Annotated in this window: 16 protein-coding genes and 1 pseudogene; 8 read left to right on the forward strand and 9 right to left on the reverse strand. The window is 69.7% G+C overall.

Features of this window, described 5'->3' with window-relative positions; translation table 11 throughout:
- Positions 1 to 2511, reverse strand: a 2511-nt coding sequence (locus CA984_RS32390) for a sensor histidine kinase (RefSeq protein ID WP_165781495.1), incomplete at its 3' end; no start/stop codon positions are given.
- Between the two features lie 494 nt (positions 2512 to 3005).
- Between CA984_RS32390 and CA984_RS32395 the strand changes: the two genes are divergently transcribed.
- Genes CA984_RS32395 through CA984_RS32415 form a run of 5 tightly spaced genes read left to right on the forward strand, consistent with a single transcriptional unit; the run spans position 3006 to position 7405 of the window.
- Positions 3006 to 3989: an ABC transporter substrate-binding protein gene (locus CA984_RS32395; RefSeq protein ID WP_086577275.1), complete on the forward strand. Its 984-nt coding sequence runs from the start codon at positions 3006 to 3008 to the stop codon at positions 3987 to 3989.
- Positions 3986 to 4774: an ABC transporter permease gene (locus CA984_RS32400; protein ID WP_086577276.1), complete on the forward strand. Its 789-nt coding sequence runs from the start codon at positions 3986 to 3988 to the stop codon at positions 4772 to 4774. The genes CA984_RS32395 and CA984_RS32400 overlap by 4 nt, the downstream gene beginning before the upstream one ends.
- A complete protein-coding gene (locus CA984_RS32405) occupies positions 4774 to 5565 on the forward strand; it encodes an ABC transporter permease (RefSeq protein ID WP_086577277.1) in 792 nt (263 codons plus the stop codon). Before CA984_RS32400 ends, CA984_RS32405 begins: the two co-directional genes overlap by 1 nt.
- 9 nt (positions 5566 to 5574) lie before the next feature.
- Entirely contained in the window at positions 5575 to 6360 is a 786-nt protein-coding gene (locus CA984_RS32410; RefSeq protein ID WP_086577278.1) for an ABC transporter ATP-binding protein, read from the forward strand.
- 40 nt (positions 6361 to 6400) lie between these two features.
- On the forward strand, positions 6401 to 7405 hold the full coding sequence (locus tag CA984_RS32415; RefSeq protein ID WP_086577279.1) for a methyltransferase: 1005 nt from the start codon (positions 6401 to 6403) through the stop codon (positions 7403 to 7405).
- Positions 7406 to 7771: 366 nt separating this feature from the next.
- On the opposite strand, the pseudogene CA984_RS48325 reads toward CA984_RS32415, so the two are convergent.
- Positions 7772 to 7978 (reverse strand): annotated as a pseudogene (locus CA984_RS48325) (FAD-binding protein); the annotation flags it as partial.
- 219 nt (positions 7979 to 8197) lie between these two features.
- Between CA984_RS48325 and CA984_RS48330 the strand changes: the two are divergent.
- Positions 8198 to 8614 carry a hypothetical protein gene (locus CA984_RS48330; protein WP_242676296.1) on the forward strand — a complete coding sequence of 139 codons (417 nt, stop codon included), beginning with the start codon at positions 8198 to 8200 and terminating at the stop codon, positions 8612 to 8614.
- Positions 8569 to 8964: an ABC transporter permease gene (locus CA984_RS32425; protein ID WP_242676297.1), complete on the forward strand. Its 396-nt coding sequence runs from the start codon at positions 8569 to 8571 to the stop codon at positions 8962 to 8964. The genes CA984_RS48330 and CA984_RS32425 overlap by 46 nt, the downstream gene beginning before the upstream one ends.
- A gap of 111 nt (positions 8965 to 9075) precedes the next feature.
- On the opposite strand, the gene CA984_RS32430 is transcribed toward CA984_RS32425, so the two are convergent.
- The 6 genes from CA984_RS32430 to CA984_RS32455 form a co-directional block, all read right to left on the reverse strand.
- A complete protein-coding gene (locus CA984_RS32430) occupies positions 9076 to 9615 on the reverse strand; it encodes a GTP-binding protein (RefSeq protein ID WP_012888545.1) in 540 nt (179 codons plus the stop codon).
- Between the two features lie 7 nt (positions 9616 to 9622).
- Positions 9623 to 9904 (reverse strand): DUF742 domain-containing protein, encoded by a 282-nt coding sequence (locus tag CA984_RS32435; protein WP_423229342.1) that lies wholly within the window; start codon positions 9902 to 9904, stop codon positions 9623 to 9625.
- Between the two features lie 129 nt (positions 9905 to 10033).
- Entirely contained in the window at positions 10034 to 10456 is a 423-nt protein-coding gene (locus tag CA984_RS32440; protein ID WP_012888544.1) for a roadblock/LC7 domain-containing protein, read from the reverse strand.
- Positions 10453 to 13314 carry a sensor histidine kinase gene (locus CA984_RS32445; protein ID WP_165781497.1) on the reverse strand — a complete coding sequence of 954 codons (2862 nt, stop codon included), beginning with the start codon at positions 13312 to 13314 and terminating at the stop codon, positions 10453 to 10455. Before CA984_RS32445 ends, CA984_RS32440 begins: the two co-directional genes overlap by 4 nt.
- 195 nt (positions 13315 to 13509) lie before the next feature.
- Entirely contained in the window at positions 13510 to 14916 is a 1407-nt protein-coding gene (locus CA984_RS32450; RefSeq protein ID WP_086577283.1) for an aminobutyraldehyde dehydrogenase, read from the reverse strand.
- Between the two features lie 34 nt (positions 14917 to 14950).
- On the reverse strand, positions 14951 to 16225 hold the full coding sequence (locus tag CA984_RS32455; RefSeq protein WP_242676298.1) for a glycosyltransferase: 1275 nt from the start codon (positions 16223 to 16225) through the stop codon (positions 14951 to 14953).
- A 123-nt stretch (positions 16226 to 16348) separates the two neighbouring features.
- Here CA984_RS32455 and CA984_RS32460 point away from each other — a divergent pair, with 123 nt between their 5' ends.
- On the forward strand, positions 16349 to 16957 hold the full coding sequence (locus CA984_RS32460) for a TetR/AcrR family transcriptional regulator (protein WP_086577285.1): 609 nt from the start codon (positions 16349 to 16351) through the stop codon (positions 16955 to 16957).
- Here CA984_RS32460 and CA984_RS32465 read toward each other — a convergent pair.
- On the reverse strand, positions 16951 to 17138 hold a 188-nt coding region (locus CA984_RS32465; protein WP_133061836.1), incomplete at its 5' end, for a TOBE domain-containing protein. The genes CA984_RS32460 and CA984_RS32465 overlap by 7 nt on opposite strands.

Here is a 17138-nt window from a genome sequence, read left to right on the forward strand (position 1 = left end):
CCCGGATTCTCCGCCGCGCATCGGCGCGGTCGGCCAGGCCCCGGAGTCACCCTCGCGGGAGGGCGGGTTCGGCCAGGCCCCGGAGTCGCCGCCGCGCATCGGCGCGTTCGGCCACACGCCGGTGTCCGTCTGGGAGGTGGTCGGCCAGCCGGAGTCGGYGCCCGGCGGCGGCACGTGGCCGGGCCAGGGGGTGTCGACCGGCGCCTGGCCGAAGTAGCCGCTGCCCGGGGCGGGCTGCCCGGCGTCGAAGGAGCCGAACTGCTGCCCCATGTCGAAGGAGCCGAAGGAGTGGGCGGCGTCGAACGAGGCGAACGCCTGCTGCGCGGGGTCGAGCGAGGTGGGGCTGGCCAGCACGGGCGCCCGGTCCATGGGGCTCATCGAGCCGGAGGCCCAGTCGCCGCCCTGCGCCACTGCCGCGCCACCCGGGGCGGGGCGGGCGCCGGAGGCGGCGAGCAGGGTTTCGGGGAGCAGCACCATGGCGGTCAGGCCGCCGCTGTCCTGCTGGCGGAGCTGCACGCGGATGCCGTGCCGCAGGGCCAGCCGACCGACCACGAACAGGCCCATGCGGCGGGAGACCGAGACGTCCACCACCGGCGGGTTGGCCAGTCGCCAGTTCGCCTGCCCGAGCTCCTCGGGGGTCATGCCGATGCCGATGTCGGTGACCGAGACCATCACGCCGCCGCCGTCGATGCGGTTGCTGGACACGACGACCTTGGTCTCCCGGGGGGAGAAGGAGATGGCGTTCTCCACCAGCTCGGCGATCAGGTGCACGACGTCGTTGACGGAGGTGCCGACCACGGCCACGCCGGCGGAGAGCCGCAGGTCGACCCGCTCGTAGTTCTCGACCTCGGAGAGCGAGGCGCGGACCACGTCGATCAGGGGGATCGGCTGGCTCCACCGGCGCGCGGGCTCCTGGCCGGCGAGGACCAGGAGGTTCTCGCTGTTGCGGCGCATGCGGGTGGCCAGGTGGTCGAGGCGGAACAGGCTGCCGAGGCGGCTCTCGTCCTGCTCGCCCTGCTCCAGGCTCTCGATGAGGGACAGCTGGCGTTCGACCAGGGTCTGGCTGCGCCGGGAGAGGTTGACGAACATCGCGTTGACGTTGCTCCGCAGCGTCGCCTCCTGGCCGGCCAGCCGTACGGCTTCGCGGTGCACCTCGTCGAAGGCGCGGGCAACCTGGCCGATCTCGTCGTCGGAGGCCACCCCGATCGGCGTGACGTCCTCGGCCGCGGCCTCGCCGCTCTCGCGCATGCTCTGCACGGTGTCCGGAAGGCGCTGGCCGGCGATGGACAGGGCCTCGGTGCGCAGCGTGCGCAGCGGCTTGACCAGCGACCGCGCCATGATCGCGGTGATGACGAGAACGAGGATGAGCAGCAGCACGCTCAGCCCGCCGGCGATCAGCGCGCCCCGCTGCTCGGACTCCTGCAGGACGCGGCTCTGCGTGATCAGGGTGTCGGCGATCTGCTTCTCCACCACACGCATCCGCTCGATGGTGTCGGAGGAGGCGTCGAACCAGGTCGTCTGGTCGCCGGCGCCGGTCCTGGAGACGTCGACGCGGACGAGCGGGGCGCCCTCGACGGCCAGCACGAGGGCGCGGGCGCGCATGGACTCCGCGCGGTCCTTCTTCTGGCTGCTCACGGTGTCGTCGTAGAGCTGGCGCTGGGCCACCGACGCGTCGGAGCGGAAGGCCGCGAGCTCGCTGTCGCGCTGTGCCCGGGCGGCCAGCATGGCGTTCAGGCCTTCGGAGGTGAAGGTCCTGTCGGCGAGGGCGACTGCGAGGTTCGCCCGTTCCCTGGAGGCCTGCTCCTTGGCCCTGGACAGCGCGCCGAACGCGGTCGCGCTGCCGGCGAGCTCCTGGTCGGCGACACCCTGGATGATCTCGTCGTGCAGGGCCAGCAGGTCGGCGATCGTCCGGGAGTACATGGCGATCGTGGGCTGGGCGGGGAGCTGGGTGCCGACCGCGGTCTTGCGGACGCTGTCGAGCTCGTCGATGCGGCTGCGCATCTGGGCGAGTTCGGTCTTGCCCCGCTCGCCGAAGCCCTCGGCGGCGTCGCTGTCGATGATGAGGCCGATGCGGTCCCTGGCCCTCTTGGCCACCTGGTCGACGGCTCGGTACTGCTCCTGCAACCTGGCCTTGCCGGTGCTGCCGCGGCCCTGGGCGACGAGCCGGGCCGACAGGTCGCGCTCGGTCTCCAGGTTGTGCGCCAGGTCACTCAGCTCGGCGACGAGCTCGGCGCTGGTGCGCACGCGCTCGTATTCGGCGGCGGTGTTGATCGACGTGGTCACCCGCAGGCCGCCCAGGACGATCGCGGCGGCGGTGGGGATGACGATGAGCGCGATCAGCCTCGTCCGCACGCGCCAGTTCTTGAGCGCGAGCTTGCTGCCGTTCGTCTCGGGTCCACGACCGTCGAGGTCCGGAGCCTGGCCGCCTTCCGGCGGCACCCCCTGGGCGTCGAACGCCGGGGGGGATGCCGCCCCGGATTCGCGTTCGCTGGGGATTGACGCTGTCCTCACTGGCCTCCGCTGCCTCTCCTCGGATCGTCTGCTTGGAGGGGATCGCGTCACGCAAATGATGTGCAAGTGACGCCGACGCATCCATGGGGTAGGGGTTATTGGAGCACAGCCGGATGAGTTCAGCCAACAGCACATAACTCGCGTTTTATACGCAACCGGCACACATGGCTCGTAACCGGACAGTCACTCTCCGCCCTAACGTGCAAACTTTCACAAAGCAGTGAAATGCCTTTCTTGACACTCTTGACTGCGACGACTAGACAAATCCCAGCCATCGCGATTCACAGACACAGGGCAAGAAAGTCCGATTATGACCCTTTTGGCCCTTTAGGCCGATATTTGTAATTTGGGCGATCTACTCCGCTACTCTGATCCGCGGTCGGCATACCCCCCTTGATCACGTGCCTCCCGGGACATCTCCATGTCGCTCGCCAGCTTCCAGTAGCTTCCAGCGAGTTCCGGCCGGGGCGGTCAAACGCAGCTAAGGAGACCCCATGAGGTTCAGACTTGCGGGCCGGGCGGTCGTCGCAGGGCTCGCCGCCGTGCTGACCCTGAGCGCCTGTGGTGGTTCGGACGCCAAGACCGACACCGCCAACGCGAGCGGGCTTGAGAAGACCAAGATCACAATTGGCGCGCTGCCGATCCCCGACTCGGCCGCGCTCTACATCGCCAACAAGAGGGGCTTCTTCAAGAAGGAAGGCCTGACGGTCGACATCCAGGTGGTCCAGGGTGGCGCCCAGGCGCAGCAGGGCCTGTTCGGCGGCTCCCTCGACGCCACGCAGACCAACTACGTCTCCACCTTCCTGGCCGCGTCGGCCGGCAACAAGCCGAAGATCATTTCTGACCTCTACCAGGCGACCCCGAACTCCTTCAACCTCATGGTGGCCAAGGACTCCTCGATCAAGTCCCCGGCCGACCTGAAGGGCAAGAAGATCGCGGTCAACAGCCTCAGGAACATCGGCACCCTGTCGGTGACCTCGGTGCTCAAGACGCACGGGCTGACCGACAAGGACGTCGAGTTCCTGGAGTTCCCCTTCCCCGACATGGCCGGCAAGCTGGAGCAGGGCGTGGTCGACGCGGCCTGGATGACCGAGCCGCACCTGACCGCGGTCCAGAAGAACATCGGCGCCCAGAAGCTCGCCGACACCATGGTCGACTCGACCGCCGACTTCCCCATCGCCGGCGTGATCGTCACCGAGGACTTCGCCAACAAGAACCCCAAGACCGTCGCCGCCTTCCAGCGCGCGGTCGCCGAGGCCCAGAAGATCTCCGCCTCCGACCGCAAGGCCGTCGAGGAGATCCTGCCGACCTACACCAAGGGGATCGACGCGGCCACCGCCGCCGTCATCACGCTCGGCACCTTCCCCACCAGCCTTGACGCCACCCGTCTGCAGCGGGTGGCCGACCTGATGCTCGAGCAGGGCATGCTGAAGAGCAAGATCGAGGCCAAGTCCCTCCTCCTCGGAAACTCCGGGTGATCGGACGGCGCCTGCTCGACAGCAAACCGCTCTGCGGCGCCCTCGGCGCCGCAGGGCTGTTCTGCGTCCTGGAGGCAACCGGCCGGACCGGGCTGATCAGCCCGATCGTTTTCCCGCTGGCCTCGACGGTGCTCGGCCGCGCGGTCGAGCTCGCGACCGACGCGGACTTCCTCCTCGACGTCGTCTCGACCCTCGGCGCCTGGGCGCTGGGCCTCCTGCTCACCGTCGTGATCGCCGTGCCCGCCGGGTTCGTGCTCGGCACCCTGCCGCGCGCGGAGACCGCGCTCCGGCCCATCCTGGAGTTCCTCCGCCCGATCCCGTCGCTGGCGCTGATCCCGCTGGCGCTCGCCCTGTTCTCCGACAAGTTCGACATGAAGATCACGCTGATCGTCTACGCCGCCACCTGGCCGGTCCTGATGAACACGCTGTACGGGCTCAAGGACGTCGACCCGCTCGCCAAGGAGACGCTGCGCAGCTTCGGGTTCGGCCCGCTGTCCGTGCTGTGGCGGGTGTCGCTGCCGAGCACCGCGCCGTTCGTCGCCACCGGCGTACGGCTGGCCTCGGCGATCGCGCTCATCGTGGCGATCAGCGTGGAGCTGCTCGCCGGGGGCTCCGACGGCATCGGCGTCTTCCTCATCGAGGTGGGCGGCAGCCCCGACGCGATGGTCTACATCATCGCCACCGCCATCTGGGCCGGAGTCATCGGCCTGGTCTCCGACAGCCTGTTCGTGCTGGCGGAGCGGCGGATCTTCCGCTGGCACACCGCCCGGACCGAGGTGGTCTGATGAACCGCGTCCTGCGCGCCGCCGGCCGTCTGTGGGCGGTGCCGGTGGTGCTGGTGGTCTGGGAGCTCGTCACCCGCGCCGCGGAGGATCTCTCCTTCCCGCCGCCGACGACGATCGCCGCGAGCATGTACGAGATGTGGCTGACCGGCCCGGCCGAGCGGCTCTGGCTCACCGAGGCGGCGCTGGAGAACATCCCGGCGAGCGTCGGCCGGCTGCTGGCCGGCTGGCTGCTGGCCGGAGTGATCGGGATCGCGCTCGGGATCGCGATGGGCCGCCTGCCGCTGCTCTTCCGGTTCCTGGACCCGCTCGTGCAGTTCGCCCGGGCCATCCCCCCGCCCATGCTGCTGCCGTTCTTCATGGCGTTGTTCGCCATCGGCCCCCGGATGCAGATCAACGTGATCGTGTTCGGCATCATCTGGCCGGTGCTGATCAACGCCGGCGAGGGCGCCCGCCTCGTCGACCGCCAGCACCTGGACACCGCCCGCGTCTTCGGGCTGTCACGCGGGCAGCGGCTGTTCCAGATCATCCTCCCCTCGGCGATGCCGAAGATCTTCGCCGGTCTGCGGGTCAGCCTGTCCCTGGCGTTGATCCTGATGGTCATCTCCGAGCTGGTGGGCAGCACCGACGGGATCGGCTTCCAGCTCCTGGACGCCCAGAGGTCTTACGATCTCCCCGGCGTGTGGGGGACCATCGTGGTACTCGGTGTCCTGGGATATGTGCTCAACTCGGCGTTCCTAGCGGCCGAACGACGCGTCCTGTCCTGGCACCGGGCCGCCAAGCAGACGACCTGAGGACCTGCTGTGCTTGAGATCTCCAACCTGACCCACACCTACGGCAGCGGACCGAGCGCCCACAACGCCCTGGGCGGCATCGATCTGACGGTCGCCGAGGGCGAGCTGGTGTGCATCGTCGGCCCCTCGGGGTGCGGGAAGTCCACCCTGCTGCGCTCCATCGCCGGGCTCCTGCGGCCCACCGGCGGCCAGGTGGTGCTCAACGGCTCTCCCGTCGAGCAGACGCCGGACAACCTGGCTGTGGTCTTCCAGGACTACAGCCGCTCCCTGTTCCCCTGGATGTCGGTGGCCGACAACGTCTCCCTCCCCCTGCGCCGCAAGGGAATGGACAAGAAGCAGCGCAAGGAGGCGGCGCTGGAGGCGCTGGAGCAGGTCGGCCTGGAGGGCGCCGGGGCCAAATACCCGTGGCAGCTGTCCGGAGGCATGCAGCAGCGGGTCTCCATCGCCCGCGCCCTCGCCTACCGTCCCGCCCTGCTGCTGATGGACGAGCCCTTCGGCTCGGTGGACGCCCAGACCCGCGAGGAGCTGGAGGACCTGACCCTGCGGGTCCGCGGCCACCACAACATGACCATCGTGCTCATCACCCACGACATCGACGAGAGCGTCTACGTCGGCGACCGCGTCGTGGTCCTGTCCAAGGCCCCGGCCGGGATCGTGGGCGACCTCCGCGTGGACCTGCCCGGACCGCGCGACCAGATCACCACGCGGGAGCACCCCGACTTCGTGCACCTGCGCGCGGAGGTCGGCCGCCTGGTCCGCGGCATGCGGAGCCAGCCGGCCTCAGCCTCCCAGTAAGACCAGTACTCCCGGTAAGACCAGTAAGAGAGGACTGCCAATGAGCGACCCACAGGCACCGGTCTGGGATGCGATCGGCGGGGTCTCCCGCTTCGCGGCCCTGGCCACCATGGCCGAGTTGGGCTGCGCCGATCATCTGAAGGACGGACCGCTGAGCGTCGAGGAGCTCGCGCTCCGATGCGGGGCGGACCCGGCGGCGCTCGGCCGGGTGCTCCGCCAGCTCGCCTCCATGGGCATCGTGGCGACGGCCGCGGCCGGGACCTACGAGCTGACCGAGGCGGGCGCCACGCTCCGCGGCGACGTGCCCGACTCGCTGCGGTCCGCCGTACGGATGATCGCCGAGGAGGGCTTCTGGTACGGCATGGGCACGGTCGCCCAGACCGTGCGGACCGGCAGGTCGGCCTTCGTCGAGCGGCACGGGCCCCTCTACGGCTACCTCGGGGACAACCCCGAGGCCGGGCGCCTGTTCGACGACTACATGGTGGCCAGGGCCCTGCCGTTCGCGGAGGCCGTGGCCACCCGCTACGACTTCTCCGGCGTGCGCACCCTGGTGGACGTGGCCGGCGGCAAGGGACACATCCTGGCCGCCGTCCTGAAGACCCATTCAAACGTGCGGGGAGTCCTGTTCGACCTGGAACAGGTGGTCCCGGGGGCACGGGAGTTCTTCGCCGAGGCCGGTCTTGAAGATCGGTGCAAATGCGTCAGCGGGGACTTCTTCACCTCGGTGCCCGCCGGGGCGGACGCCTACATGCTGGGCAGTGTGATCCACAACTGGTCCGACGAGGACGCCGTGCGGATCCTGCGCAACATCCGGGACGTCATCGCGGACGACGGCCGGGTGCTCCTGGTCGAGTTCGTCGTGCCGGACGACGACAGCGCCCACATCAGCAAGGACGTGGACATGCGGATGCTCGCCCTGTTCGGCGAGGGCATGGAGCGCAGCGCCTCCGAGTACGGCGAGCTGCTGGCCAAGGCCGGTTTCCGGCTGAGCCGCCAGGTGGAGCTGCCGGGCGGATCGAGCGTCGTCGAGGCACTGCCGATCTGATCCGGGCCGAAGGCCGGTGACGCGGAGATCCGCGTCACCGGCCTTCGGCGTCCCGGCGAGCCCGCGTTCCGGCGCGCCGGGAGACCCTCCCCGCCGGGCCCCGCCTACCCGGAAGGCCCTCTCACCGGCCCTCGACGCTCCAGGAGGCCCGCTCGTTGAGGAACCTGGCGTCCATGTCGGTGATCCGGCGCTGGTCGGCCGCCATCTCGGCACGCCCCGGTGGACGGAGTACTGCGGCCGGCGATAGCCGGCCGCCCGCCCCCGGGGCAGCGCCAGGATCGTGCCGCCGAAGCGGTCGGTGTAGGTCTGGAAGCCGGTGGGGACGCCGATCTCCGCGAGTTCGTCGCCCAGCCCGAGTTCGGTGAGTTCCCTGACGGCGTGGGGCTGGAGATTGATTCCCACACCGAGCGGGCGCAATTCCACGGCCGACTCGGCGACCACGCATTCGATTCCCGCGGCGTGCAGACTGAGTGCGGCGGTGAGGCCGCCGATTCCTCCACCGACGATCAATACGCGCATGCGTCTCCGTCCCCCGGCCGCCATTCCCCCGGACCGGCCTCCATTCAAGATCATAATTCATGAATTAATGTCTCGCCTTAATGGTTTATTTCGGATGTTTTTCATCCGGCGCACTCAGATGGAATCTCCATGGCCGAGCGGAATTCCCCCCGCTGGAGTCACTGTCGTTTCAAAGGCCGCCGGGACGGGTGACCGATTAGGCGCACCGGCCCGTTCCGATTCCGCTCATGAAATTCAGAATCCGCCCGAAAGGAGAGTTCATGGGAGTCAGACGTGCCTGCCTGGCCGGGCCGGTGGCCGCGCCGGCGCTCAGCGCGTGCGGGGCGGGGGCCGGCCCCGCCGCCCTCGGTGATCGCGGCCCGGCTGCACGCGATGTGGTTCTCGGGACCGGTCACCCGCCTCTTCGTGGCCGGCGACGCGCTCGGCGACGTGCTCGGCGACGTGCTCAGCGACGTGCTGCCCAGCCTGGGCCGGCTGCTGCTCGGCTGGAGTACGGCGTGCCTGGTCGGGATCGTCGCCGGAGTGGCCGTCGGCCGCTCGGCCCGCCTGTCGGAGTACGCCGGCCCGCTGATCCAGCTCGGCCGGTCCATCCCCCGCCCACGCTGCTGCCGATCTTCCTGCTGCCGTCCGGCGCGGGGACCCCGATGCAGGTGGCCGCCATCGTGTTCGGCGTCACGTGGCCGGTGCTGATCAACGCGGCGGACGGCGCCCGCTACGTGGACCGCGGACATCTGGAGACAGCCCAGGTCTTCGGGGTGAACCGGGGGCGGCGGCGGCTGGTCGTCCTCCCGGCCGCGGCCCCGAAGATGTTCGCGGGCCTGCGGCTCAACGTCTCGCTCGCCCTGATCATGATGATCGTCTCGGAGCCGGTCGGCAGCACCGAGGGCATCGGCTACCGGATGCCGGTCGCCCAGAGCGAGCTGGACATCTCGCCGATGTGGGCGTCGATCGCCCTGATCGGGCTGCTCGGCTCCGGCCTGAACACGGTGTTCCTCCAGGTGGAACGGCGCGTGCTCGCCCGGCACCCGGACGGCGCCTGACCCGCCGGCCTCCCCGCGGAGCCTTGCCGGGGTCGCGCCCCGGCGGAGACGTCAGGGACGGTGACCATGGCGTGGGTCTCACCTGTCGAGGATGAGACCCATGCCATGACCTCAGACCCGGAGGGTGAGGACGTGCTCGACCAACGTGATCAAGGTCGACTTCACGGCGTCGCGGGACCGGGCGTCGGTCCGTACGACGGGGATGTGCGGGGAGATCGTCAGAGCCTCCCGCACCTCCTCCTCACCGTGGATGTGCGAGCCGCCGAAGCCGTTGAGGGCCACGACGAAGGGCAGTCCGGCCTCCTCGAAGTAGTCGATCGCCGGGAAGCTGTCGGCCAGCCGCCGGGTGTCGACCAGCACGATCGCACCGATCGCGCCCTTCACGAGGTCGTCCCACATGAACCAGAACCGGTGCTGACCCGGCGTACCGAACAGGTACAGGATCAGGTCCCGGTCCAGCGAAACCCGGCCGAAGTCCATGGCCACCGTGGTGGTCCGCTTGGTCGGGATGTGCGAGAGGTCGTCGACCTCCGCACTGGCCTCTGTCATCACCGCTTCCGTGGTCAGCGGCATGATCTCGGAGACCGCGCCGACGAAGGTCGTCTTGCCGACACCGAATCCTCCGGCGACAACGATCTTCGTCGACGTCATTCCGGCGTCAGAGCCTGCGAAGCCCACTGAGCACCCTTTCAAGCAAGTTGAGATCCGGCTTTCCGGCATCCAGTGACGGCTGGTGGATCTGCACCAGGCCCTCGGCCGCCATGTCCGCGATCAGGACCCGGGTCACGCCCAGTGGCATGCGCAGTAGGGCTGAGAGCTCCGCCACCGAACGCACTTGCTGGGACAACGAGATGATCGCCTGATACTCCGTAGAGAGCGCGCCCGTATCCACGCTCACGAATGTCGCCGAGGAGACCAGCGCCTCGAGTGCGAGCTGCATCCGAGGGGCGGTCCTTCCCCCAGTCACAGCGTACGGGCGAATCAGACGATCTCGCCCGCTCTTGGCCTGAGACGTGTTCGGGGGTTCCTCCCCCGGTCCACGCCAACCTGGTGCGTCCATATCACCTCCCTATCGCTGAGCCGACTGCAGCTCGGCCCGGAGCGCAGGCGTGAGCGCCTGTCCGGCACGCTCTGCCAGCAGTGTCATCTGGTAGGCCACCAGGCCCATGTCGCAGTCCGGCGAGGCCAGTACGGCGAGCGCGGAACCGTCGCTGATCGACATCGTCAGCAGAAGGCCCCGCTGCATCTCGATCACGGTCTGGGCGACGGGACCACCCTCGAAGACCCGGGAGGCTCCCTGGGTCAGGCTGATCAGGCCGGCCGTGATCGCGGCGAGCTGGTCGGCGCGGTCCTTCGGGAAGCCCTGCGAGTAGGCCAGTGGAAGGCCGTCCGCGGAGACGATCACCGCGTGGGCGACTCCGGGCATCTCCTTGACGAACTCGGTGATCAGCCAATTGAAGCCGCGAGCGGCCTGACTGAGTTGGTGGTTCACTGCTTCTCTCCCTCGACGGCGTTGGACCGCTCGCTCATCTCAGCGCGGCCCTGCCGTACGCCTTGCTGGAAACTGGACAGACGACTGCGCACCCGCTCCGCCGAGATCGGGGGCATCGGGGGTGGCGGCGTCGCCGGCGCCGCGGAGGCGGATCCGGGGACGAGGTTCGCCTTGGGCACCCGCTTGGGCAGGCCGGCTCCGGTCGTGCCCCCTTCCACGGGCTTCTTGGCCACCTCGGCGGCGGCCCACCCCTGGTCGGCGGGAGTGCTCCACGGCTGCCTCTCGACGGGAGGCTGGCTCTGCCGGGGCTGGCGCACCGGCAGCGGTTCGGCCGCCTGCGCCGGCTGGAGCGGCTGCTCCAGCGGCCGGGGCCGGCGCGTGGGCTCGGGCTCGAACGGGGACGCGGCCTCGGGCTCAGGCTCGGGCTCGGGATCGGTGGCGGAGCTGCTGCGGAACCAGTCGGATCCCACCGCCGCGAAGATCGGCAGGAACTCCTCCGGCTCCGGCTCCGTCGCCGACACCTCGACCACGGGCAGGTTCTGGGTGCTGTCCGCCATGTCCTGCCGCGTGTCCTGCCGCGGCGGCGTCCACGGGTCGACCGGCGGTGGCTCCGGCCAGGACGACGGGAACGACGGCTGCGCGGCCGGGACGGGCGGCGCGGCGGGGGGCGGCGACGAGGCCGAGGTGAACGGCGACGACCACAGGTCCTCCACCGCGGAGGCGGACACCACCGGCGCCGACCAGAGGTCGGCCGCCGCCGGGGGCGGCGGTGCGGAGAAGTTCGGTGCGGCGGGCGGCCCGCCGGCGGCTCCCCGCCCGGGGGCGAGGCCGAACGGGTTCGGGTTCGGCCCGGCCCCGAACGGGTCCGGGTTCGACATGCTGCCGAACGACGGCTGGGACGTACCCTGCCCGGCCATGGCCATCTCCGGCAGCGCGGACTGGGCCACCACCTGCACGGGGAGCAGGACGACGGCGCTCAGGCCGCCGGTCTCCGGACGGCGGAGCTGGACCCGGATGCCGTGGCGCATGGCCAGGCGGCCGACCACGAACAGACCCATCCGGCGGGAGACCGACAGGTCCACCGCGGGGGGCTCGGCCAGCCGGCGGTTGGCCTCGGCCAGTTCCTCGTCGCTCATACCGATGCCGGCGTCGGTGACCGCCAGGATGATGGCGCCCGTCTCGTTGCCGTTGCTGCTCACCGTGATCTTGGTGTCCTGCGGCGAGAAGAAGATGGCGTTCTCGACCAGCTCGGCGATCAGGTGGACGATGTCGTTGACGGCCGAACCGATGATCGAGGTGCCGGACTCCACGCGGAGGGACACCCGCTCGTAGTTCTCGACCTCCGAGAGCGAGGCGCGGACGACGTCGCTCAGCGGGACCGGCTCACTCCACCGGCGGCTCTGCTCCTGGCCGGCGAGGACCAGGAGGTTCTCGGAGTTGCGGCGCATGCGGGTGGCCAGGTGGTCCAGCTTGAAGAGGCTGGCCAGCCGGCTGTCGTCCTGCTCGCCCTGCTCCAGGTCGTCGATGAGGTCGATCTGGCGTTCCACGAGCGACTGGGTGCGCCGGGAGAGGTTGACGAACATCGCGTTGACGTTGTTCCGCAGCCGGGCCTCGTCGCCCGCCAGCCGGATGGCCTCGCGGTGGACCTCGTCGAAGGCCCGCGCCACTTCCCCGATCTCGTCCCGGGAGACCACTCCGATGGAGGGCACCTCGACGTTGGGGGCCAGGTCCCCGGACTCCCGCAGCACGCGGACGGTCTCGGGCAGCCGGGTGTCGGCCACTTCGAGCGCCTCGCTGCGCAGCCTGCGCAGCGGGCGGACCAGCGTGCCGGCCACCCAGGCGGTGATCAGCAGGATCAGGATCAGCAGGACGAGGATCGCGGCGCCGGAGATGATGGCGCTGCGCTGCTCGTTGCTCTCCATCTCCCGGCTGCGGGCGACGACCGCGGCGGCCAGGCCGCGCTCGACGGTCCGCATGCCGTCCAGCGTCGCGCTGGAGGAGCCGAACCAGCTCTCGATCTCTGCGCGCCACGTTTTGAGGTCGTCCCTCATGAAGGGCAGCGACTTGGACTCGCGCATGCGGGACATGACGAGGGCGCGCGTGGCGTCGGCCCGGTCGACCTTCTGGCCGCTCACCGAGTCGCGGTAGCTCTTGATGGCGCTCGAAGAGGCGGTCGCCTGGAAGGCGGCCACCTCGCTGAGCTGGCTCTGGTAGGCGCCCAGGTACTCGGCGGGGTCGTCGAAGTCGAACTTCCGCTCCACCAGGCCGACGAGCAGGATGCCTCGCTGCTTGGCGACCTGCTCCTTGGCCCGGGTCAGCGCGCCCAGCGCGAGCGCGTCACCGATCAGGCGCTCGTCGCCGCCGCTGCGGCCCAGGTCGTCGTGGAGGGTGATGAAGTCGCTGATCATCCGCGAGTAGGCGATGCGGGCCGCACGCGGGAACACGTCCTGCTCCATGGGCCTGCGCAGGCCGCGCAGCCCCTTCAGCCAGCGGCTCACCTGGGAGGTCTCGGCGAGAACCCGGGACGCCTGCTCGCCGTCGAGGCTCTCGATCGACTTCTGCACCCGCGCGCTGGCCTGGTCGACCACTTCGCGCTGCTGCTTGACCTTGGCGAACCGCTGCTGCTTGGACTTGGGCAACCGGAAACGGCTGCGGCTGTCGGCGATGTACCAGGCGGTGAGGTCGCGCTCCTCGGCCATCTCGTGGGAGAGGGTGCCGAGCTGCTCGACGAGCGAGGCGACCTCGGTCATCTTGCGGTACTCCCCGGCGCTGGCCAGCGAGCTGGTGAGCTGGAGCCCGGACAGCACCACGGCTGCCGCGGTGGGGAGCAGGATAAGCGCGACCAGACGGGGACGCACGCGCCAGTTCGACGGCAGGAGTCGGCTGCCCACCCCTGACGCACGGTGGCTCCGGCGGTCTTGTGTCATCACTGGCCTACGTAACCCCTCGCCGGGTGCGGATGCGGCGAAAGCAATTTGAGCACATCCTTTATGTCACTTCGAATGGAGTAAGTGTCGACAAATCCCCACAAAAGGGATATACGCCCCATAATTTCAGGCGGGCCGGAAGGAATCTCTGGCCTCGGGGGCCTGGTGTTTGATCATCAGATGGCGCGTCACGGAGTACTCCTGGACGGCCTCCTGGCTCATGTCCTTGCCGAAGCCGCTTCCCTTGACCCCGCCGTGCGGCGCCTCGGAGGCGATCGGCAGGTGGTCGTTGACCCAGGTCACGCCCACGTCGAGGCGGTGCGAGACGCGCAGCGCCCTGGCCACGTCACTGGACCAGACCGAGGAGGCCAGGCCGTAGGGAGTGTCGTTGGCCAGCCGTACCGCCTCGTCCTCGCCGTCGAACGGCAGAGCAACCAGCACCGGCCCGAAAAGCTCACCCTGAACGATCTCGCTGTCCTGGCGGGCGTCGGCGATCAGCGTCGGCGGGTAGTAGAACCCGGGGCCGTCGAGCGGGACACCGCCGCAGAGCACCGAGGCGCCCGAGGCGGCGGCGCGCTCGACGAAGCCGTGCACGCGGGTCCGGTGCGCGGCGGAGATCAGCGGGCCGATGTCGGTCGCCTCGTCCCAGGGGTTGCCCGCCTTGATCTGCTCCAGCGTCGCGTGGAGCGCCTCGACGGCCTCGCCGTACACCTCGCGGGAGATGTAGACGCGGGTCGCGGCCGTGCAGTCCTGGCCGGTGTTGTAGGTCGCCCCCATGGCCACCCCCCTGGCCATCTCGGCCAGGTCCGCGTCGCCGAAGACCAGCGCCGGGGCCTTGCCGCCGAGCTCCAGGTGGACCCGCTTCAGCGAGCCGGCGGCCCCGCGCATGACGGCACGGCCGGTCTCGGTGGAGCCGGTGACGCTCACCATGTCCACACCCGGGTCGGTGACCAGGGCCTCGCCCACCTCGGCGTCGCCCAGGACGACCTGGAGGAGCCCCTCGGGCGCCCCCGCCCCGGCGAACAGCTCGGCCAGCCGGAGCGTGGTGCCCGGCGTCTGCGGGGCGGGCTTGACGACCACCGCGTTGCCCGCCGCGAGGGCGGGGCCGATCTTCCAGACGGCCATCACGAGCGGGAAGTTCCACGGCGCGATCGACCCGACGACGCCGACCGGGCGGCGGACCAGCACCGAGGTGTAGCCGGAGCTGAGCACCCCGGCCCCGGTGCCGTCCAGCGAGCGGGCCGCCCCGGCGAAGAACCGGAGGTTGTCGGCCGCGAACGGCAGCTCGCCGTCCCGGAACACCGCGGCGGGCTTGCCGGTCTCGGCGACCTCCAGCCGGGTGAGCTCCTCGGCGTCGGCCTCGACGAGGTCGGCGAAGCGCAGCATCACCTTGGCCCGCTCGGCCGGGGTGGCCCTGCTCCACTCCTCGTAGGCCGCCCGCGCCCGCCGTACGGCGGCCGCCACCTCGGCGACCGGGGTGTCCGGCACGTCCCTGAGGAGTTCGCCGTCTGCCGGGTTGATCAACTTGCCCATGGAACTTCCCTTGTGATGGTGGTGCTGAGAGCCTTCAGGCGCCGGCCTGCTCGATCAGGTCGGCGGCCTTGCGCAGACCGTCGCGGCGGCGGATCTCCTCGCCGGCGGCGGCCAGGCGCTCACGGAGCTCCGTGTCGCCGAGCAGCCTGTCCAGCGCGCCGGTCAGCTCCTCGTCGGTGAAGGCGTAGGTGGCCAGGCGGACGCCGTAGCCGAGCTCGTGGATCCGCTGCGCGTTGTCGTACTGGTCCCAGAACAGGGGCAGCAGGATCATCGGCTTGCCGAAGTGCAGCGCCTCGGTGGTGGTGTTGTTGCCACCGTGCGTGATCACCAGGTCCACCATAGGGATGATCTTCGTCTGCGGGACGAACTCGGCTCCCCACATGTTGTCGGCGAGCTTGATCTCCTCGTGCAGCGGGCCCTTGGAGACGATGAAACGGTGCGGGGTGGTGCCGAGCACGTCGATGACCCGCTGCATCAGCGAGACGTCCGCCGAGCCGAGCGAGCCGAGCGAGAAGTAGACCAGCGCGCCGTCCCTGCCGGCCAGCGACTCGGGCAGCTCGAAGCCGCCGTCGGTCTCGCGGACCGAGGAGTCCAGGCGGTGCCAGGAGTCGCCCAGCGGCCGGGCGTCGACGTAGTCGGCGATCTCCGGGAAGACGTAGAGGTTCAGGTCGCCCTCGTGGATGAAGTCCAGATCGGGCAGCGGCCGGGCGCCCTGGGCGACGACCCACTCGTTGAAGGCGGTCCAGATCTCGCGGTGGGTCCGGTCGTACTCGGCGCGGAAGGCGTCCCACTCGGACCGGTCGTCGGCGGGCAGGCCGGAGAAGACCGGGGCGACGCCCTCGCCGCGCACCTCCAGCGGGTTGCAGGAGACGATGCGGACGAACGGCTTACCGGCCGTGAGCAGCGCCGGGAAGGTGATGACGTTGTCCTCGACGATCACATCCGGCTGCACACGCTCGATAATCGCCTTCAGCTGAGGCTCGCAGTACTTCGCGCCGTCGATGAGCGCGTCCCAGATCGGCTTGGTCACCGTCTCAAGCTGAGCCGAGGTCGACTTACGGTATTCCGGCGCGGTGTCCCGGATGAAGTCCTTCCAGAACTGTCCCGGGTCCTGCTCCTCTTCGGCCGGCGGCGCAAGATCCACCAGGTCCTCTTCGAATCCGAGCGCCTCCAATTTTCCCTTCCAGGAGGCTTCAGCTGCGAAGACGACCCGGTGGCCGCGCTTGCGGAGAATGTCACCGACGCCGATGCAGTTGTTCGTCGGCCCGTAGGCGCTCTCCGGCATGAACAGGATCGTGAGAGACATCATGCCTCCAGGTGAGAGGGAATTCTGGCTTTGAAGAATGGTTCAATTCTTAGATCTAGCTAAAGCGCCGGGAAGCGGTCACTATGGACCCCGGCACAGAGCGTGGTTTTCGACGAGCGGGGAACTATGACGCGCAAGAGGCGGGCGGATCGTCGCCTGGATCTCATCGCAGCCGCACACCGGGCGATCATCCGGCACGGCACCGAGGGAGTGCACCTCAACCACGTCGCCGAGGAGGCCGGTCTGACCTCCGGTGCCGTGCTCTACCACTACCCCAACCTGAGCGAGCTGCTGGTGGACGCCCACCACGCCGGGATGGAACGTTTCTACGAGCAGCGTCTCAAGCGGATCAGCGGCATGCGCGACCCCGTCGAGAAGCTCGTCGTGACCATCCGCTCGGGCCTGCCGCACGGACCGGACGACTCGGACGTGCGGCTGCTCAACGAGCTCGGCGGCGCCGCCGCCCGCAACAGGATGTACGCCCTCCTGCTCACCACGCTCTACGACCGCCAGGTCTCCATGTACCAGAGCGTCCTGGAGACCGGCTCCGCGCTGGGGACCTTCACGCTGTCCGGCGACTCCCTGCTCATCGCGCGCAACCTCGTCGCGCTTGAGGATGCGTACGGTTATCGCATAACGGCCCGCCACCCGGTGATCGGCCCGCAGGAGGCGGCGGAGCTGATCCTGACCTACGCCAGGACCGCCACGAACAACCCGCTCAAGACGTCTCATTGAGGGATCAGCACCCCGTCCTCGGGCGCCCAGGTGAGGGCGACCGAGGATCCCGCCTGGACCTGGGTGGCGCCTTGCGTGGCCACCAGGACCGGCACGGGGCGTCCGGCCACGAGGACGGAGATGTGCGAGATGCCGCCGTAGAAGCTGACGTCGGCGACCTCTCCCCGCAGCACCCCCTCCC

This window comes from Streptosporangium minutum, assembly GCF_002149035.1.
In the GTDB taxonomy this organism is placed as follows: Bacteria; Actinomycetota; Actinomycetes; order Streptosporangiales; family Streptosporangiaceae; genus Streptosporangium; species Streptosporangium minutum.